Genomic DNA, 19,166 nt, shown 5'->3' with positions numbered 1-19,166 from the left:
TCGGCGTTGCCCAGAGGCGACGTCCGTACGCGGTAATGCGAGGGCGGTGACGTGAGCAAACGGCCAAAGACGGCGGGCTCCTTCCTGTCGCGTCTGCGCCGGCCGGCCAGCCGGCTCCGCGACATGCCGATCTGGTCCAAGCTCGGTCTGATCATGATCGTGCCGACCATCGCCACGGTCGTGGTGGGCACCAGCGGTCTGGTCGACCACCTGCAGACGCTCAACAATGCCAACCGGGCCGGCAACCTGGCCAACCTCATCGGGTACTCCGGTGACCTGGTTGACACCCTGCAGGACGAGCGGGTCGCGGCGGTGCTGTGGCTGGGCGCGAACAGTGGCACCACGAACGCGCAGAAGACACAGCAGAACGCCCAGTACCAGGAGGCCTACAACCGGGCCAACCAGCGGGTGGACCAGTCCAAGACGCCGTACTCCCAGCAGCGGCTCGACGTCGACAACCTGCCGAGGAACTTCGAGGCGCTGCTCGACAAGATCGATCAGAGCCTCGCCGACCTGCCGGGCACCCGCAGCCAGGTGCTCAACGGCAAGCTGACGATCAGCGACGCGGAGAAGACGTACCAGGGTCTGATCAACGACCTGCTCTCGATCCGCGACTCGGCGACCCAGCTGGCCGGCGACAACGACCTGAGCGACCGGATGCGGGCCGCCGCGGCGGTCGCCCGGCAGAAGGAGTGGCTCTCCCAGCGCCGGGTGGTCGTCCACCAGGCGCTGGTGCAGAAGAACCTCAACCCGGTGCTGCGCGAGGACTTCATCGCCACCGGCACCGGCCAGGACCAGGCGCTGCAGACCTTCAAGTCGGTCGCCAGCCAGGCCGACGCGGAGTTCTACGACCAGACGGTCTCGGGTCCGGACCTCCGCGAGTCGACCACCTATCAGCGGGAGATCATCAACAACACCCGGGCCGGTGGCAGCCTGGTCGGCCTCAAGTTCGGCGCGGACCAGTGGGACGCGGCCATGGTGGCCAACGCCAAGCTGATCCGTACGGTCGAGTCGCGGCTGGACGGCAACGTGGTCCGCAAGGCCGACGACCTGCGCGGCGCCACGCAGCGCCAGGTGTTCCTGGAGACCGGCCTGCTGCTCAGCATGCTGCTGCTGGCGATCCTCTTCGCGTACCTGGTCGCCCGCTCGATGGCCCGCTCGCTGCGCGACCTGCGCCAGGGCGCCCTCTCGGTGGCCCAGTACGGCCTGCCGCAGGCGGTGGCCCGGCTGCGGGACCCCCAGGTCACCGGCCAGCTCTCCCCGGTGCAGCTGGCCAACCAGATCGCCGAGCCGCTGCCGGTCCGGAGCAAGGACGAGTTCGGCCAGGTGACCGAGGCGTTCAACGCCGTCCACCTGGAGGCGGTCCGGACCGCGGCCGAGCAGGCCGCCCTCCGGGCGTCCGTCGCGACGATGTTCGTCAACCTGGCCCGCCGGTCGCAGATCCTGGTCGACCGCCTGATCGGTCACCTGGACCGGCTGGAGCGCGGCGAGGAGGACCCGGACCGGCTGGCCGAGCTGTTCCAGCTCGACCACCTGGCCACCCGGATGCGCCGCAACGACGAGAACCTGCTGGTCCTCGCCGGTGCGGACTCCACCCGCGTGCAGCGCGAACCGGCCGCCCTGATCGACGTGCTCCGCGCCGCCCAGTCCGAGGTCGAGCACTACACCCGGATCGAGTTCGGCGTCATCGACCGGGACATCGAGATCGCCGCGCACGCGGTCAACGACCTCGTGCACCTGGTCGCCGAGCTGTTCGACAACGCCACCGCCTTCTCCCCGCCGGACTCCCACGTCATGGTCGAGGCCCGGCGGGTGGGCGACCGCGCCTCCCTCTACGTGGAGGACCGCGGCATCGGCATCGGCCCGGAGCAGCTGCGCGAGCTGAACGAGCGGCTGGCCACGCCGCCGCAGGTCGACGTGGCGGTCTCCCGGATGATGGGTCTCGTCGTGGTCGCCCGGCTGTCGTCCCGGCACGGCGTCAAGGTCGAGCTCCGGCCCGGCGCCGACCGGGGCACCGTCGCCGACGTCACCCTGCCCCCGTCGGTCCTGGTGCCGCGCGCCCTCTCCGGCCGGGGCCCGCAGGCCGCGCCCGCCCTCCCGGCCGCCAACACCGGCCCCCAGCAGGCCGGTCCGGTCCCGGCGTTCGGTGCCCTCGCCGCTCTCGGCAACGGCCCGCACACCCCGCCGGCCCAGCGCCCCGGCGCCTCCGGCAACCAGGTGACCCTCGGCGGTCGCGCGTTCGACCCGGAACCGCGCAACGGCTCCGGCACCCCGGCCACACCGGGCGGGCCGCGCTCGATGCCGGCCTGGTCCGACCTGACCGGGGCCAGCGCCCTCTCCGGCGGCGACAGCTTCAGCCCGCGGCCGTCGAACGGCCAGCCGATCGACCCGCTGCCGCAGCGGCGCCACCCGGCCGAGGCCGACCCGACCAGCACCGGCCAGCAGCCGGCCATTCCGCGGCAGCTGCCGGCCAGCCCGGAGGCGCGACCGTACAACCCGCCGCCGGTCTCGGCCCCGCCCGTGCCGCCGCTGCCGCCGGTCTCCGGCGTGCCGGTGTCCGCCTCGCCGGTGTCCGGGCAGCCGATCTCCAGCCAGCCGTACTCCGGTCAGCCCTACTCCGGTCAGCCGTACTCCGGGCAGCCGGTGTCGGCCGCGCCCGCCCCGGGCCAGCCGGTGTCCGTGCCGCCGGTGAGCCAGGTACCGCCGCGTCCGGCCCCGCAGGCCGGGCCCCCGACCGTCGGTGCCCCGCCGGTCTGGCCGCCCGTCGCCTCGCCCGACCCGGCCGCCCCGCCGGTGCCGGAGCGCCTCGCGGCCGGCCTGGACATGACCACCGAGCTGCCGCGGGTGGCGCGTCCGGAGACCCCGCCGGCCGCCACGCCGCCGGCCGTCAGCCGGCCGGCGCCCGCGCCGGCACCGCGGCCGGCGCCGCAGCAGGCGGCCAACCGCCAGCGGTACGCGGACGAGACGATGGAGCTGCCGATCTTCCGGGAGCTGGAGTCGGCCTGGTTCCGTACCCGGCGGCCGGGGCCGAACGAGGAGGCCGCTGCGGCGCAGACCACGGCGGCGAACGGTGCGGCGACCCAGCAGTTCGCCAAGGTCGACGCCACCGGTCGGGCCGTGCAGCAGCCAACACCCGCAACGACAGGTAACACGCCGATGGCACACACTCCGGCGGCCGGCCCGGCGCCGCGCGACAACGGATCGGCGAACGGGGGCGCGCGTCCCGGTTACGCCGAGGCGCTGCCCAACCGGCGGACCCAGCAGCAGTCGCCCGGCTGGCAGACCGCAGCCGACGACGGCTGGCGGGCGGCCTCGGCCGCCACCGAGGTCCCGGTGGCCGAGACCACGCAGAAGGGCCTGCCCAAGCGGACGCCGATGGCGCAGCTGGTGCCCGGTGGCATCGACAAGCCGTCGACGTCGGTGCAGCGCCGGACGCCGGAGGGGGTACGGGGCCTCCTCTCGGCCTACCATCGGGGCGTGCAGCGGGGGCGTAACCACCCGTCCGACAGCAACCCGGCCGGCCCGGAGGCGACTCCGGGCGGGCAGCAGTCCTCGCAGTCTGGCTCAGGCCCGGTGGCCGGGAGCGGGCAGAAGGAGCAACAAGGATGACAAGTACGCAGGATCTCGGATGGCTGCTCGCCAACTTCGCCGACCGGGTGCCCGGTGTGGCGCACGCGGTCGCGGTTTCCGCCGACGGCCTGCTCCTCGCTTCGTCCCGTGACCTTCCGCGGGACCGCGCGGACCAGCTAGCGGCAATCGCGTCCGGCCTGGTCAGCCTGACCCAGGGCGCGGCGCGCTGCTTCGAGGGCGGGGCGGTGCTCCAGACCGTCGTCGAGATGGACAACGGCTTCCTGTTCCTGATGTCCATCTCGGACGGCTCGTCGTTCGCGGTGCTCGCCGCGCGCAGCTGCGACGTCGGTCAGGTCGGGTACGAGATGGCCCTGCTCGTCGACCGGGTGGGCGACGCCCTGACCCCACAGCCGCGTACGGCTGTGGGGATGATGGGCTGAACGACGCGCTGACCGGTGGGTCAGGAGCGGAAACAACTACGACATCGACGAATGTCACCGGGGTGGGCCGGTGCCGGGTACGAGGGAGGTGAGCGGCGACATGGCTGATCGTGACGAGCCGACCGGAGCGTTGGTCCGTCCCTACGCCGTGACCCGCGGTCGTACCCGGCCCCGGCTGGAGATCGCCCTGGAGGCGCTCGTCGAGACGACGGTGCGCGGCCGCGCCGTTGCCAGTGGCAATGGCGGTCAGGGCCGTGAACACCAGTACATAGCCGCGCTGTGTGACGGACGCGTGCAGTCGCTCGCCGAGATCGCGGCGCGGATGCAGCTTCCGCTCGGCGTGGCCCGGGTGCTCATCGCCGACATGGCGACGGACGGCCTGGTCGCGGTCCACGAGCCGACCATCCTGGACGACTCCGACGACGCGGTGGGCACTGAACTGCTGGAGAGGGTGCTGAGTGGACTTCGCAGGCTCTGACATGTCGCACCGGCCGCCGGCCCCGAGCGGCCGCGTGACGTCGGCGAAGATCGTTATCGCCGGTGGATTCGGCGTCGGCAAGACGACGCTGGTCGGCTCGGTCTCGGAGATCACGCCGCTGACCACCGAGGCGATCATGACCTCCGCCGGTGTGGGCGTCGACGACAACCGGCAGGTGCCGGGCAAGACGACGACCACGGTGGCCATGGACTTCGGTCGTATCTCGATCGACCGTGATCTGATCCTGTACCTGTTCGGTACGCCGGGTCAGACCCGGTTCTGGTTCATGTGGGACGAGCTGGTCCGCGGTGCCATCGGCGCCGTCGTGCTGGTCGACACCCGTCGACTGGCGGACTGCTTCGCCGCCATCGACTTCTTCGAGCACCGGCGGCTGCCGTACCTGGTGGCCATCAACTGCTTCGACGGGATGCAGTACCACGACCCGCAGGACGTCCGGGACGCGCTGGCGATCTCGAGCGACGTGCCCGTCGTGGCCTGCGACGCCCGGAACCGGGAGTCGACCAAGCACGTGCTGATCTCCCTGGTGGAGTACGTGCTCACCATGCGGCGCTCGCGGGCGGTCGCGCCCGCCTGACCGGCGGCCCGAGGCGCCCGGTGGCCGGTGGTCACCGGGTGCCTCGTGCTGTCCGCGTCCGGGTCACGGCGTGCAGTCCCCGTCGGGTCACGGCGAACGCGACGGCCGCCCGCACGGGACGATCCCCTGCGGACGGCCGGAGTGGACGGTCAGGACCAGGGCGTCCAGCTGCCCCGGTTGACCACGTAGACCCCGAGCGAGTCGGGCTCCATGCCACCGTGCCGGATCGGCGCGAACGCGTACCCGCCGGCGATGCCCTCGGTCACCTGGGTCTGCAGGTACGCCCGCAGCCGCCCACGGTCGAGACTGGTCGCCATCCGCGCCGCCGAGGTGAGGAGCTGGAGCGCGTCCGAGGCGTACGGGGCGAAGCCGGTGAAGCTGCCGTACCGCTGGAGGTAGCGGAAGGTGAAGTCCCGGCGGGCCATCTCCGCCGTGGTGGTCGTGGTCAGCGTGGAGCCGGCCAGGCAGGCCGGATGGACGGCGTACGCCCCCTCCACCGCCGCGGCGTTCGGTCGGGCGAGGGTGTCGTCGGCGACCGCGCCCGCGTCGAAGAAGAGCGGACCCCGGTAGCCGGCCCGACGCAGCTCCCGCGCCGCGGTGCCGGAGTCCGGTGCGGTGGCCCAGACGATGACCCCGTCCGGCTCGCTGGCCACCGCCCGCTCGGCGGCGACGGCGAAGCCCCGGCCGGTGGCGGAGAGCCGCGTGGTCCGGGTCAGCTCGATGCCGACGGCCCGCAGGGCGGCGCGCACGGCCCGTACGCCCGAGTCGCCGTGCAGGCCCGCCGCGGCCAGCAGCGCGACCCGCCGCACCTGCTGCGACTCGATCAGCTGGACCATCCGCCGGGCCACGTCACCGGCGTCCGGCGTGAGTTTGTAGATGTACGTGCGCTGGGCCAGGGGCAGCACGATGCCGTCGCCGGTGCCCAGGGACAGGAACGGCACCTGGAGCTCCTGGGCCGCCCCGGCGATGGCCATGGAGGTCTCGGCGAGGGTGCCGCCGACCAGGGCGTGCACCCCGTTCCGCCGGGTCAGCTCGGTGGCCTGCCGGGCGGCCAGCCGGGGATCGCTGCCGTTGTCCCGGATCTCCAGCCGCACCGTACGGCGCAGGTTGCCGACCGGGAACCCGGAGACGTTCAGCGACTCGGCGGTGATCTCCAGGGCACGCTGCTGGAGCACGCCCAAGGCGGCGCCCTTGCCGGTCAGTTCGAGGCTGGCGCCGACCACCAGTTCCTGGCCGCCCGGCGCGGCGCTGCTGACCGCCCGGTCGTCGGGTCGCTGGCCCGGTTGCCCGCACGCGGTGAGCAGCAGGGTGCTCGCCGCTGCGGCGAGCACGCCGCGACGGGTCAGCACGGACGAGTCGAATGCCGGTGTCGCCAATGGAGTCGCCTTCCCGCCCCGGCGACGCCCGCCGCCGGCTGTTCCGCCGGGTATGCTCCCGGCCAGCCCGACCCGGCGTCAAATTATCCCGGTGTGGGCAGGAACACGCGGCTGGAAAGCGGTGCGACTCCGATCAGGACCGGTAGCCGGCGGAACGGTACTCGTACTCCCGGTCGTCGTCGCGGTCGCCGGTGTCGCGGCTGAAGTCCCAACCGCCGGCCGCCTCCCGGCCGGGGCGACCGCCGACGGCGAAGCCACCGATCTCCTGGCCGCGCCGCCAACCCCGGAAGTAGCCCGTGGTGTTCTCGGCGAGGCTGGCCGCGTTCCGGACGATCCGCAGTGGACGCTCTTCGCGCAGCGGCGAGCCCGGCACCAGGTTGGCCTGCGGCACCCGCTTCGGCAGACCGGCCTTGGTCTCCGAGCCGATCGCCGGGCTGGCCGCCTGCGAGGCCGCCTGCCATCCGCTGTCCGCGGTGCTCGACCAGTCGAGGTCGGCGTCCTCACCGTGCCCGACGAACCAGGCGGACTTCGCCTGCGCGAAGATCAGCAGATCGCCGTCGCCCTCGTCGGAGACCGGCGGCGGCCGGTGCTCCTTGGGCGCGGGACGCCGTTCCGGCGGGGTGGGCAGCTCCGCGCGGGGTGCGGTCCGGCCGGGGCGGTCACCACGGTCCCGTTCGACCAGCCGCAGCGACGGAGCCTCCAGACCCGGGTCGGTCGGCGGGTCGAGCTCGTCGCGCAGCGCCCGGTCGGCCAGCGGCGGCGGCTCCACCAGCCGCAGCATCGGCGGCTCCTGCGGCAGGTCGTCCGCGAGCCACGGCGGGGTGACCCGGCCGGGGTCGCTCGGCGCGTCCACGCCGCGACCGCCGTACCCGTAGCCGGCCGGCACCTCCTTGGCCCGCTCGTCCTGGTCGTCGGCGTTGTTGACCAGCGGCCAGTTGGCCCGGGAGCCCGGGGGAGCGGACTCCGCGCCGGGGCGCGGCGCCGGGACCGGGATGCTCAGGTCGGTGGCGCTGAAGCCACCGGTCGGCGGCTCCGGCGGGGTGGTCTTGGGCCGCGGCGGGATGATCGTCCGCTGCCGCTCGGCCCGGGCGCTGTTGATCGCGGCCGTGGTGAGCGTGGGACGGAACGGCTCCCCGGCCTCGGCCGGCGGCACGTTGCCGCGCTGCGCCGGCGCGATCGGGGTGATCCCGGGCGGCGGCGGGGGCGGCGCGGAGATCGGCCGGTTGGTCGGCACGTCCCGGCGCGGCGGCAGCGGGGCGGCGGCCGGCTCGGGGCGGGACGGCGGCGCGGAGGTCGGTCGGCCGGCGGCCGCGGCCGGGGTGACCGGGGCGGGGGCGACGGGCGGCGGCGTGACCGGGGCCGGGGCGACCGGCGGCGGACCGAGCGGCCGGGGCGACGCCGGCGTGGCGGGCCCGGAGACCGGCTCGGGGCGGCTGCGCCGGCCCACCGGCTCCGGCTCGGCGGGGCGGACCGGTCGTAGGCCGGTGCCGGTGTTGTGCCGGTCGGTCAGCTCGCCGACCGGCTCGCCGCGCCGGGCGGCGGCCCGGCGGCCGGGGACCTGCGCGGGCGTGGTGACCCGGGCGCTGAGGGCGCCGACCAGCGCGTCGCAGCCGGCGTCGCAGGCCCGGACGGAGGCGACGGCCTGCCGCACGGTCTCGGCGACGGCGGCGGTGAGCGCCCGGTTGACGGCGGCCCGTCGGGGTGTCTCGGAGATGGCGACCCGTAGCGCGGTCACCGCGTCGTCGACCGTCTCGGCGTCGGCGACACCCTCGGCCGCGAGGTGGGCGACGACGGCGTCCGTGGCGACCGCGACCTCCCGACCGCCGGCCACCGTGCCGCTCAGCATGCCGGACTCCGGCAGCGCGTCCAGCACGGCGAGCGCGACCGGCTCGGCCGGGTCCGGGTAGGCCCGCAGCGCGGCCGGGTAGAGCTCGCGGAGCACCTCGCGCAGGGCCACCGCAGCGGAGTGCCGCCCGCTGGTCAGCGCGGCGTGCGCGGCGAGGACCTGCTTGTAGCCCGCGAGGTCGCGGGGCGCCGGCAGGGTGACCGCGGAGAGCGCGCCGGCCTGCAGCGCGCGGGCCAGCCCGACCGCCCGGCGCTCGACCGGCGGCGACTGCATCTCCTCCAGCGAGTCGTCGTCGGCGAAGCGCTCGGCGAAGTCGTCGACCGAGTCGTCGTCCGCGATCGCCAGTGGCCGACCGGCCGCGCTGAGCAGCGAGGTGACCGTGTGGTCGTCGCTGTCGGCGGCGATGGCCGCACCGCTCGGCCCGCCCGACCGCTCCACGAGCAGCGCGACCAGCTGGGCGTAGCCCGCCGGGTCGTCGCTGATCTCGCAGACATGCAGCAGACGGCCTGCGTCGTCGACCACAGCGGACGTCAGCGTCGAACCGGCCGAAGCCGGCCGGTCGGCCGGATCCGCCGAGGCCAGACCGCAGTACACGCGCACGAGCGCCACGGCGTCGTCCTCCTCCCGGAACACAGGTCTTTCTCTGCCAGAGACTGATGCTCCCCGGTCCGGGTCAGTCGCGCCAGTCCACAACGGCAGAGATCTTGCCGACAATGGTGCGCCAGCCCAAACTTGCGGTTTGTGCCCCGATTTTCTTCAGCCGGCGCCGACCCAGGAAACCGCCGATGCCGCCGTTGACCGTCGCCCGCAGCGCCTCGTCCAGGTCGTCCAGGCTGGAGCCTGCGGAGAGCATGTCCAGCACGGCTGGTAGCCGCAGCGCGTACGCCAGGTCACGGGCGATCTCGCCGGCCTCGATCAGGAGCGTGGGATCCCACGCGTCGTGGCCGCCGCGGAGGTTCTCGACCACCAGGTCGAGCTCGTAGGTGTCCTCGTCCAGCGGGGCGATGTCGGCCGGTTCCACCCGTTCGGACAGTTCATCCCAGCCGTCCAGTTGAGACAGGTCGTTGGGCGCGCCGGAACGGACGAAACTCACCAACGACTCCGGGGTCTTGAACAGCAGCAGCTTGCCCCGGTGGCTGAGGAAGACGGGCACCTCCTCGTCGCCGGCGGCCTCCTCGTCCTCGTCCTCGTCGGCCTCGTCGCCCTCGGCCTCCTCGTCGGTGGCCTCGGCCTTGCCGCGCCGGCGACCCTCGGCCTGCTCCTCCTCGTCCTCCTCGGCGGTGAGGGCGGCGTACTCCTCGTCGAGGATCACCACCTCCTCCTCGTCCTCGGTCTCGACGACCTGGCGGCGGGCGAGGAAGGGGTCCTCCTCGTCGCGCTCGGCGACGTCGGTCGGGGTCAGCTCCCGGGCCGGCCGGTACGCCCGCAGGGTGAAGCCGGTGCCGGACGGCAGGGCGATCTCGATCGGGTCGATGCGCAGCTCGTCCCAGAGCGTGCGGTCCGCCGCCGGACGGTCGGCCTCGACCTCGTCATCTGCGGTCGACGCGGTGGTGTCGTCGAGTTCGGGCTCGTCGGCGTCGGGCCGTTGGGGCGACTGGCGGGCCACGCTGACCTCCGTGTGCTGTCGGTTGCCCACCCGGCGACGCCTCCGGCCGCCGAGTGACTCTGCGCACATACCCTAGTGGGCGTCCCGACGGCACCGGGACCCGCACCCCGGTGGCGTCCCGACCGGCGGACAAGTAGCGTTGCTACACATGAAGGCCCAGGCGCTGCACGGACATCTGGACGCGCTGCTGCTAGCGGTGCTGGAGCAGGGCGAGTTGCACGGTTACGCGATCATCGACGCGCTCCGGGCCCGCAGCGGCGGCGCCCTCGACCTGCCCACCGGGACCATCTACCCGGCGCTGCGCCGGCTGGAGCGGGCCGGCTACGTGGCCAGTTCGTGGAGCACGGTCAACGGCCGGGAACGACGCACCTACCGGCTGACCGACGTCGGCGTCCGCGCGCTCGCCGGCGAACGGGCCGGCTGGCGCGAGTTCAGCGCCACGGTGGGCCGCTTCCTCGGCACCGAGCACCCGCCCGCCACCCCGGCCTGACCGCCCGCCGCCCCCCCGCGGCATCCCGCGCCGCCACCTCGGCGGCATGGCGGCGTTCGGGCGCAACGGACCCCGCCACCTCGCCGACCTGGAGTGGATCAAGCCGACCGGCCGGACCGGTGCCGGCCCGGCTGTCAGCAGGTGGTCTGGAGCCAGCAGCGGGCCGCCCGGGCCAGCGCGAACCAGCCCACGCTGACCACCACCGCGCCGATGATCATCGGGGGCCAGCTGAGGGCCGCCTCCCAGAGGGTGATCGACCAGCCGAAGAGGGCGCTGCCCGCGAGGGCCCCGCCGAGCAGGCCGCCGGTCAGCCCGTAGCCCACCGCCCGGCCGAGGCGGGGCAGCCGGGACGACCGGTACCGGGCGGCCAGGATCCCGAGCAGCAGCCCGGCCAGCGCCAGCGCGGCGACCAGCCCCCAGATCCCGTTCAGCGAGGCGGAGAGGAGCAGGTAACCCTCCGGCGGCCGGGGTCCGTCGCTCCAGCTCGACCCGCGCCAGGTCAGGTCGCCGCCGGCCATCAGCACCACCGCCACCGCCAGGGCCCGCACCGCGAGCCGGCGCAACGCCCCGGCCGCCAGCTCGGCCTGGTAGTCGGGGGCGAGCTGGGCGGGACTGCCGAACTCGGCCACCGCCCGCCGCTCGGCCTCCGCCCGCGGCAGGCCCCCCTCCCGGTACGCCTCGACCGCGTCCTGCAACGAGTGCCGCGCCTCGGTCAGCAGGTCGGCCTTGAGCCGGGCCGGCCCCCGCAGCCGGCCGGCCAGCTCGCGCAGCCGCTCCTCCACGAGCACGTCCTGGTACGCGCGCATGGGACCACCCTGCCATCCCGCGTGGCCGGCCGCGTCCGGGAATTTCCCTGAGTGAGGCACGCCCCGGCCGGGCGGGGGCGCGGCGCGGCCGGCTCGGAAGCGACCGCCGGTCGCCGATCGGAAGATCTTGGAGGCAATCGGCCCCCATGGGGGCCATTTCCTTCCAAGATCTCGAGGGGTATCGGGGAGGGGACGGCCCGGCGGGGCGGGCGTCAGGCGACCGGGCCGAGGGCGAGGTAGCCGCGCTCCGCCGCCTCCTGGAGCAGCCACTGGTCGCGGTACCAGCCCGGCCGCGCCACCAGCTCGGCGTGCCGGCCGCGCTGGACCACCCGCCCGGCGTCGAGCACCACGATCTCGTCCAGCTCCGCCAGACCGCTGAGCCGGTGGCTGATCAGCAGCACCGAGTGCCCGGCCGGGGTGGCGGCCAGCGCCGAGGCGAGCACGGCGTCCGCGGCGGCCGGGTCGAGGCCCTCGGTCGGTTCGTCGAGCACCAGCACCGCCGGCGCGGCCAGCAGCGCCCGGGCCAGGGCGAGGCGCTGCCGCTGGCCGCCGGAGAGCTGCCCGCCCTGCTCGCCGACCACGGTGTCCCAGCCCTCCGGCTGGGCGCGTACCCAGTCCAGCAGGCCGGCCGCCCGGGTCGCCGCGGTCAGCTCGGCCTCGCCGGCCCCCGGCCGGCCGAGCAGCAGGTTCTCCCGGACCGAGGCGTGGAAGACGTACGCCTCGGCGAGTAGGCCGCCGATCGCCCGGGGCAGCTCCTCGGGCGGGTACGCGCTCACGTCCGCGCCGTCCAGGGTGACCCGGCCGGCGTCGGGGCGTACCGCGCCGGTGAGCACGGCGGCCAGGGTGCTCTTGCCGGCGCCGCTCGGGCCGACCACGGCGACCCGGCGGCCGGCGGGCAGGTCGAGGTCGACACCGTCCAGGGCGGGTGCGGCACCTGCCCGGTACCGCACCGTCACCCCGTCGAACCGCACGTCGTGCCCGACCCCCGCCGTGTCCCGCACCGAGGCCCGCGCGGCGGCCGGCCCAGCGCCCGGCCCGACACCCCGCCCGGCGACGGCCGGCGCGGGCCCGGCAGCGGGTGCGGGCCTAGCAGCGGGTGCGGGCTCGGCGGGTGCTCCGGGCGGGACCGGCCCGGGGGCGGTGAGCAGGGCGGCCACCCGGATCAGGCCGGCCCGGAGCTGGGTGCGCTGCCGGGCGGCGCCGACCAGGGCGAGGGCGATCTCGACGGCGGCCAGGGTGCCGACGGCCAGGACGCCGACCTGCACCCCGCCGACGCCGGCGCGGAGTGCCACGACGACCACGGCGGCGGCGGTGAGCCCGCTGACCAGCACGCCGGCCGCGTCGACCGCGAAGCCGGTGGCGGCCAGCCGGCGTTCCAGCCGGGCGAGCCGGTGGGCCCGCCCCTCGGCGGCGGCCAGCGCCCGGCCGGCCGCGCCGAAGGCGGCCAGGTCGGCGGTCCCGTGGGTCAGGTCGACCGCGTCCACGGCGAGCGCGCCGCGCAGCGGGGCCACCTCGTCGGCGGCCCGGCGGGTCAGCACGGTGGCCAGCGCGGGCAGTGCCAGGCCGGCGACGAGGAGCCCGACGGCGAGCACGCCGGCCGCCGGGGGCGAGATCAGCGCGGCCCCGCCGACCGCGACCAGGCTCACCAGCGCGGCTGCCGCCCCCGGTACGAGCACCCGCAGCAGCAGGTCCTGCACCGCCTCCACGTCGGACACCAGGCGGCTCAGCGCATCCCCGGTGCGCTGCGCGGCCTCGTCCCGGCGGGCGGCGAGGGTGGCGAAGACCCGGGCCCGGACGTCCGTGATCATGCGGAGCACGGCGTCATGCCCGGCGAGCCGTTCGGTGTAGCGGAACACGCCCCGGCTGACGGCGAGGGCCCGGACCGCGACGATGGCCACGGTCAACCGGTCCAGCGTCGGCCGGCCGGCGGCGCTCATCAGCAGCCAGGTGGCGGTCGCCATCAGGGCCAGTCCGGCGAACTCGGTGGCTGCGGCGAGCAGCCCGGCCCCGACCAGCCGGCCCAGGTACGGCCGGGCCAGCCGGAGCACCTCCCGCTCGGCGCGCCCCGCGCTCGCGGCCCCGGTGGCCGGGGCGGCGGTGGCCGGGGCGGCGGTGGTGGGGGCGGGCCCGTCGGGCAGCAGTTCGGCGGCGTTCTGCTCGGCGGCGTTCGGCGCGCCCGGGTCGCGCCCGGCCGGGGTCGTCCCGTCCCGGGAGACGCCGCCCGGCACGGCACGGACCGGCTGGTCCGGCCGCCCGGGCACGACACCGCCCGGCTCGCCGGCCGGTCCGGTGCCGCCGTCCGGTCCGGAACCGCCGGTGCGCGCGGGGTCGACGGGGGCGCGGCGTACCCCGTCCTGGTCGTCGGGTCGGTCGCGCGCGTCGCTCATCGGGGCACCTTTCCGGCCGGCGCCGGGGTCAGCTCGGTGACCCGGCCGTCCTCGACCCGGAGGATCCGGTCGGCGTCCTCCAGCAGCGCGGGCCGGTGGGCGACCAGCAGCGCGGTACGCCCGGCGACCAGCCGCCGGGTGGCGGCCAGCACGATCGCCTCGCTGGCGGTGTCCAGCCGGGCGGTCGGCTCGTCGAGGAGGACCAGCGGGGCGTCCCGGAGGAACGCCCGGGCCAGGGCCACCCGTTGCCGCTGCCCGCTGGAGAGGCCGTGCCCGCGCTCCCCGAGCACGGTGGCCAGCCCGTCGGGCAGGGCGGCGACCACCTCGTCCAGCGCGGCGTCGCGGACCGCCCGGGCGAGCGTGGTGTCCGGGGCGTCCGGCGCGCCGAGGCGGATGTTGTCGGCCAGCGAGCCGGCGAACAGGTGTGCCCGCTGCGGCACCCAGGCCAGCTGCCGCCGCCAGGCGTCCAGGTCGACCTCGGCGAGGTCCACGCCGTCGACGGTGACCCGGCCGGCGGTCGGCGCGACGAAGCCGAGCAGCAGGTTGAGCAGCGTGCTCTTGCCGGCGCCGCTGGGGCCGATGACGGCCACCCGCTCGCCGGGCCGGATGGTCAGCGTGACGTCCCGCAGGGCGACGGTCCGCTCGTACTCGACGGTGACGCCCTCGAAGCGGATCTCGCCGCGGCCGTCCGGGGCCGGCAGCGGGGTGGTGGCCGTGGCGGCGGCCGCCGGGGTCGCCGAGAGGGTGAGCGCCTCGTCGAGCGCGGTGAGCCCCTCCATGCTGGCGTGGAACCGGCTGCCCGCGGCCCGCAGCGGCAGGTACGCCTCCGGGGTGAGCAGCAGCACCAGCAGCGCGGTGGAGAGGGTGATCCCGCCGCCGAGCAGCCGGATGCCGACCGGGACCGCGACCAGGGCCACCGAGAGGGTGGCGACCAGTTCCAGGACGAGCGCGGAGAGGAACGCGATCCGCAGCGTGCGCATGGTGGCCTGCCGGTGCCCGTCGGCCATCCGGCGCACCACGTCGACCTGGGCCCGGGCCCGGCCGAACGCGCGCAGCGTGGGCAGCCCGGCCACCATGTCGAGGAAGTGCCCGCCGAGCAGGGACAGCCGTCGCCATTGCCGCTCGGTGGCGGCCTGCGCCTGCCAGCCGAGCAGCGCCCCGAAGACCGGGATGAGCGGGATGGTCAGCGCGATGATCAGCGCCGAGCTCCAGTCGGCCAGGACGATCCGGGCCAGCACCGCCAGCGGCACGGTCACGCTGAGCACCAGCTGGGGCAGGTAGCCGGTGAAGTAGGGGTCGAGCGCGTCCAGGCCGCGCCCGGTGAGGGTGGCGAGCTGCCCGGCCCGCTGCCCGGCGACCCAGGTGGGGCCGTGCCGGCCGACCGCGCGGAGCAGGTCGGCGCGGAGCGTGGCCTTCACCGTGGCCGCCGCCCGGGCCGCCACCGTCCCCTGGGCCCAGCTGACCAGCGCGCGGGCGGCCACCGCCGCGACGAAGCCGGCCAGCGCCGGCCGGTGCAGCCGCCCGTCGATCGCCGTGGCCAGCAGCGTGGCCAGCGCGGTGGCCTGCGCGACCACCAGCAGCGCGGTCAGCCCGCCCAACACCGCGAGCACGGCGAGGTCACGCCGGGCCGCGGGGACCCGGCGCAGCAGACGCGGGTCGAACGGGCGGCGATTCACCAGTACACCGGTGCCCTGCCGTCGGTCCGTCCCCGGAACACCCACCAGCACATCGCCTGAAAGCCTAGTAGGGCCGGCACCAGCGGCAGCACGAGCCAGCCCAGCAGGGAGAGGGTCGGACCGCTCGCCGCACCGTCGGCCACGGTCAGCGAGGCGGCCGGGTCGACGGTGGAGACCAGCACCCGGGGCCAGAGGGCCGCGCCGACCAGCAGCACCGGGAGCGCCAGCGCCGCGCTGGTCGCCGTGAAGGCCACTCCGGACCGCCCCCGGCCGAGCGCCGCGCGGGCCACCAGCAGCGCCGCGACCAGCACCACCGGCAGGAGTACGGCGACCGCCGGCCGCGCCACGGCCGCGCGTACCCGGTCGGACAGCAGGCCCAGGACGGTGGCCACGGCGACGGCGGCGAGCGCCACCGGCACCAGCCGGCGGGCCACCCGGGCGAGCGAGGCGGCGCCGGCGGCCGGCAGGCGGAGGGTGAGGAAGGTCGCACCCTGCACGGCGACCAGGGTCAGCAGCGCCAGCGCGACGGCGGCCACGAACGGGGTGAAGAGGTGCCCCACCCCCTCGACGTGGCCGTCGGCGTGCAGCGGTACGCCCTGGAGCAGGCCGCCGAGCAGGGCGCCCCAGCCGAGCGCGGCCAGCACACTGCCGGCCACCACCACCCGGTCCCAGGCGGCCCGGGCCGACCCGGCCCGGGGCCGGCTGCGCAACTGGACCCCGGCGGTCACCAGCACCACGCCGACGAGTGCGCCGAGCACGGCCGGGTAGAGGCCGGAGAGGAGTTCGCCCTCCAGGGTGGGGAAGGCGCCGAGCAGGGTGCCGCCGGCGGCCACCAGCCACACCTCGTTGCCGAGGAAGAACGGCCCGACGGCGGTGAGCGCGGCCCGCCGCCGCTCCTCGGTGGCGCCCCGGGCCAGCAGCAGCCCGACGCCGTAGTCGTAGCCGCCGAGGACGAGGTAGGTGGCGAGGAAGAGGCCGAACAGGGCGTACCAGACGAGTTCCACGGCGGGCTCCCTCAGGCGAACACGGGTTGCGGGCGGGTGTCGGTGTCGGGCTCGGGCGGGCGGCCGAGGGCGGGATCGCCCGCGCCCCGGGCCGCGTGCCGGGCCAGCAGCACCCAGTTGGTGACGGCGAGGGTGCCGAGCAGCAGGGTGAAGCCGATCAGCGAGGTGAGCATCAGGCCGGACCCGACCGGGGAGACGGCCCGCTCGACGGGGAGCAGCCCGTACACCGCCCAGGGCTGCCGGCCCACCTCGCGGGCGATCCAGCCGAGGATCAGGGCGACGAAGGGGAACGGCAGGGCGAGCAGCACCAGCCAGAGCGGGAAGCGCAGCCGGATCAGCCAGTCCCGCCAGAGCAGCGGAACGATCAGCAGGCCGAAGAAGAGGCCCATCCCGATGATGATCATGAAGCCGAGCCCGACGTTCGAGAGGGCCGGCGGGACGTAGTCGCCGGGGCCGAACTTCGCCGTCCACTCGGCGATCAGCGCGTCCCGGTCCGCCCCGCCGCCGAACTTCGTCGGCTGGACCTCGCCGGTCGGGCCGAACTGGGCGAAGCCGAAGCCGAGCAGGAACACCACCGCGACCGCCGCGGTGAGCAGGCCGATCCGCAGCGACTTCCGGAAGAGGGCGAAGTCGGGGGTACGCCGGATCAGGTGGAACGCGCTCACTGCGGACATCAGCATCCCGCCGGTGACCAGGCTGGCCGAGACCACGTGCCCGAAGGCGAAGCCCAGCGTGGGGTTGGTCAGCAGCGCCCCGAAGTCGGTGAGGTGGGCGACGCCGTCGCGGATCTCGTACCCGACCGGGTGTTGCAGCCAGGCGTTGCCGACCAGGACCCAGAACGCCGAGGCGTACGCGGTGAGCGCGACGCCCCAGATCAGGGCCAGGTGGACGCCCCGGCGCAGCCGGTGCCAGCCGAAGATCCACATGCCGAGGAAGGTGGACTCCAGGACGAAGGCGAGCAGCGTCTCGACGGCCAGCGGGGCGCCGAAGACGTTGCCGACGTAGCGCGACAGCCCGCTCCAGTTCAGCCCGAACTGGAACTCCATCACCAGGCCGGTGGCGATGCCGAGCACGTAGTTGATCACGTAGAGCTGGCCCCAGAAGCGGGTCAGCCGCTCGTACACCGGTTTGCCGGTGATGAAGCCGGCGGTCTGCACCCCGACCAGCAGGGTGACCAGACCGATGGTGACCGCCACGAAGAGAAAGTGGATCGAGGTGGTGGCGGCGAACTGAAGGCGGGCGAGGAACAGGGTGTCCATGGCCGTGACTCCCACGGGTCGACTCGCTTGACGTAGGGAGCCTACACGTAGGTTGCCTACTTATGATGGCCCTAGGGGTCAGGATCAGGGTCAGCTCAGGAAGAGCGAGATCGGCAGGGCGACCAGGACGGTCGCCACCGCCAGCGCGGTGCCGCCGAGCAGCCGGGGCGGCCGGTCGGCCACCAGCAGGCGCTGCACCCGTACGTCGAGGTCGCGGTCGCCGATCCCGAGCGCGCCCGCCGGGGTGATCCGGTGACCGGCGGCGGCGAACCGGCGCAGCGCCCCGGCCAGCGGGGCCTCGGCGTGCAGCTCACGGGCCTTGTCGTCGGCGCGCATCTCGACCAGCAGCGCCACCCGCTCGTGCGCGTCCCGCACCCAGCGGAACCAGGGCAGCGCCCGGCAGAGCGCGGTGAACGGCAGCAGCACCAGGTCGTGCCGTTCCTGGGCGTGCGCCCGCTCGTGGGTGAGCACCGCCGCCAGCTCGGCCCGGTCCAGCAGGCTCAGCGTGCCGGCGCTCACCACCACCCGGGGCCGCACCCCCGGCAGGCAGTACGCCGCCGCGCTCGGGTGGTCCAGCACCAGCGCGCCCGGGACGGTCGGGTCCCGGCGGGCGACCAGGCTGAGCAGCTCGCGGTGCCGGCGCTGGGCCCGCACCGTGCCGTAGATGCTGCGGACGGTCGTGGTGAGCAGCACCGCCCCGATGCCGAAGCCGACCCCGACCAGGCCCAGGTGTGCCGCGCCCAGCCCGGCCGGCAGCTTGCCGTGGGCGAGATCGTCGGCGAGGGCGACCAGGGCGCTCCCGGCCGGCTGGTCGTACGCGGACAGGCCGACCGCCATCGGCAGGCCCATCGCGGAGAGGCCGAGCGCCAGCCCGACCGACTGCCAGCACAGGATGGCCACCCGCGGCGCCCGCCAGGTCCACCGCGAGACGGCGAGGACCTGCGCGGTCAGCCAGCAGGCCAGGATGGTCGCGGCGAAGTGCAGGGCGTACGCCACGGCAGCCGCCCTACCGGTCCGTCGCCTCGTCGGCCAGCGCCGGACGCCCTGCCCGCGGGTCATCGACCCGGTCGGTGAGCCCGGCCTCGGCGCTGAGCGCCGCGCGCAGCACCTCCGCCTCGGTGCCGGTCACCGAGCGGGCGAAGCGCACCAGCGCGGCGTCCCGGCTGCCGCCGAGGTCGAGGGCGTCGAGCATGAGCTGGGCGATGTGCGCCTCGCGGCTGGCGGCGGCCCGGTAGCGCCAGGCCCGCCCCTCCCGCTCGCGCTGCACCATGCCCTTGCCGGCGAGCCGGTCCAGCACGGTCATCACCGTGGTGTACGCCAGCTCCCGCCCGGCGAGGGCGTCGGCGACCTCCCGCACGGTCACGCCGTCCGACGTGGCGGGGACCGAGTCCCACAACACGTCCATCACCGCACGCTCAAGATCGCCCAGCCGAGTCACCCCTAAATCCTACCCCCCGTAGTAGACCCGCCCCCACCAGCACCGCCCCGCGGCCTTGCACCCGACGCGGAGGGCCCTCATACGCGGAAAGAGTGGCCATCCGCCACGCGGACACCACTCTTTCCGTGAATCAGTGCGGATCTTGAGGGGTGAGGGGCCGGAGCGGGCGGGGCTTCCCGGAAACCCCCACAAGAA

At 75.3% G+C, this 19,166-nt stretch carries 15 protein-coding genes; 5 read left to right on the top strand and 10 right to left on the bottom strand.

The features are described from left to right. Positions 1-51: 51 nt before the first annotated feature. From ACGFI9_RS06495 to ACGFI9_RS06480, 4 genes are all read left to right on the top strand, one after another. Positions 52-3,609, top strand: a complete 3,558-nt coding sequence (locus tag ACGFI9_RS06495; protein WP_393175673.1) for a nitrate- and nitrite sensing domain-containing protein — start codon at positions 52-54, stop codon at positions 3,607-3,609. Continuing rightward, positions 3,606-4,010: a roadblock/LC7 domain-containing protein gene (locus tag ACGFI9_RS06490; protein WP_013731521.1), complete on the top strand. Its 405-nt coding sequence runs from the start codon at positions 3,606-3,608 to the stop codon at positions 4,008-4,010. Before ACGFI9_RS06495 ends, ACGFI9_RS06490 begins: the two co-directional genes overlap by 4 nt. A gap of 100 nt (positions 4,011-4,110) precedes the next feature. Continuing rightward, a complete protein-coding gene (locus ACGFI9_RS06485; RefSeq protein ID WP_393176632.1) occupies positions 4,111-4,488 on the top strand; it encodes a DUF742 domain-containing protein in 378 nt (125 codons plus the stop codon). Position 4,489: 1 nt separating this feature from the next. Beyond that, positions 4,490-5,083: an ATP/GTP-binding protein gene (locus ACGFI9_RS06480; protein WP_393175671.1), complete on the top strand. Its 594-nt coding sequence runs from the start codon at positions 4,490-4,492 to the stop codon at positions 5,081-5,083. A 149-nt stretch (positions 5,084-5,232) separates the two neighbouring features. Here ACGFI9_RS06480 and ACGFI9_RS06475 read toward each other — a convergent pair whose 3' ends face one another. The 3 genes from ACGFI9_RS06475 to ACGFI9_RS06465 form a co-directional block, all read right to left on the bottom strand. Continuing rightward, positions 5,233-6,459, bottom strand: coding sequence for an ABC transporter substrate-binding protein (locus ACGFI9_RS06475; RefSeq protein ID WP_393175669.1), 1,227 nt, complete (start codon positions 6,457-6,459; stop codon positions 5,233-5,235). Between the two features lie 133 nt (positions 6,460-6,592). Beyond that, positions 6,593-8,938, bottom strand: a complete 2,346-nt coding sequence (locus ACGFI9_RS06470; RefSeq protein ID WP_393175667.1) for a transposase — start codon at positions 8,936-8,938, stop codon at positions 6,593-6,595. 40 nt (positions 8,939-8,978) lie between these two features. Continuing rightward, complete coding sequence (locus tag ACGFI9_RS06465) at positions 8,979-9,941, bottom strand: DNA primase (RefSeq protein ID WP_393175665.1); 963 nt, start codon at positions 9,939-9,941, stop codon at positions 8,979-8,981. Between the two features lie 118 nt (positions 9,942-10,059). Here ACGFI9_RS06465 and ACGFI9_RS06460 point away from each other — a divergent pair, with 118 nt between their 5' ends. After that, the gene (locus ACGFI9_RS06460) at positions 10,060-10,401 is read left to right on the top strand and encodes a PadR family transcriptional regulator (RefSeq protein ID WP_393175663.1); all 342 of its coding nucleotides are present in this window, start codon (positions 10,060-10,062) and stop codon (positions 10,399-10,401) included. 134 nt (positions 10,402-10,535) lie between these two features. On the opposite strand, the gene ACGFI9_RS06455 is transcribed toward ACGFI9_RS06460, so the two are convergent. The 7 genes from ACGFI9_RS06455 to ACGFI9_RS06425 all read right to left on the bottom strand — a co-directional run bounded on the left by ACGFI9_RS06455 (position 10,536) and on the right by ACGFI9_RS06425 (position 18,971). After that, positions 10,536-11,207 carry a permease prefix domain 1-containing protein gene (locus ACGFI9_RS06455; RefSeq protein ID WP_393175661.1) on the bottom strand — a complete coding sequence of 224 codons (672 nt, stop codon included), beginning with the start codon at positions 11,205-11,207 and terminating at the stop codon, positions 10,536-10,538. A gap of 212 nt (positions 11,208-11,419) precedes the next feature. Next, positions 11,420-13,594 (bottom strand): thiol reductant ABC exporter subunit CydC, encoded by a 2,175-nt coding sequence (gene cydC, locus ACGFI9_RS06450; protein WP_393175659.1) that lies wholly within the window; start codon positions 13,592-13,594, stop codon positions 11,420-11,422. Next, positions 13,591-15,270 carry a thiol reductant ABC exporter subunit CydD gene (cydD, locus tag ACGFI9_RS06445; protein WP_393175657.1) on the bottom strand — a complete coding sequence of 560 codons (1,680 nt, stop codon included), beginning with the start codon at positions 15,268-15,270 and terminating at the stop codon, positions 13,591-13,593. The genes cydC and cydD overlap by 4 nt, the downstream gene beginning before the upstream one ends. Beyond that, positions 15,267-16,274, bottom strand: a complete 1,008-nt coding sequence (locus ACGFI9_RS06440; RefSeq protein WP_393175655.1) for a cytochrome d ubiquinol oxidase subunit II — start codon at positions 16,272-16,274, stop codon at positions 15,267-15,269. The genes cydD and ACGFI9_RS06440 overlap by 4 nt, the downstream gene beginning before the upstream one ends. A gap of 11 nt (positions 16,275-16,285) precedes the next feature. Beyond that, a complete protein-coding gene (locus tag ACGFI9_RS06435; RefSeq protein ID WP_393175653.1) occupies positions 16,286-17,533 on the bottom strand; it encodes a cytochrome ubiquinol oxidase subunit I in 1,248 nt (415 codons plus the stop codon). Between the two features lie 90 nt (positions 17,534-17,623). Continuing rightward, complete coding sequence (locus ACGFI9_RS06430; RefSeq protein ID WP_393175651.1) at positions 17,624-18,529, bottom strand: M56 family metallopeptidase; 906 nt, start codon at positions 18,527-18,529, stop codon at positions 17,624-17,626. Positions 18,530-18,539: 10 nt separating this feature from the next. Then, a complete protein-coding gene (locus tag ACGFI9_RS06425; RefSeq protein WP_393175649.1) occupies positions 18,540-18,971 on the bottom strand; it encodes a BlaI/MecI/CopY family transcriptional regulator in 432 nt (143 codons plus the stop codon). Positions 18,972-19,166 lie beyond the last annotated feature (195 nt).

Origin of the sequence: Micromonospora sp. NPDC048930, assembly GCF_043197935.1 — a bacterium.
In the GTDB taxonomy this organism is placed as follows: domain Bacteria; phylum Actinomycetota; class Actinomycetes; order Mycobacteriales; family Micromonosporaceae; genus Micromonospora.
This window is presented reverse-complemented; position numbering and strand designations above follow the sequence as displayed.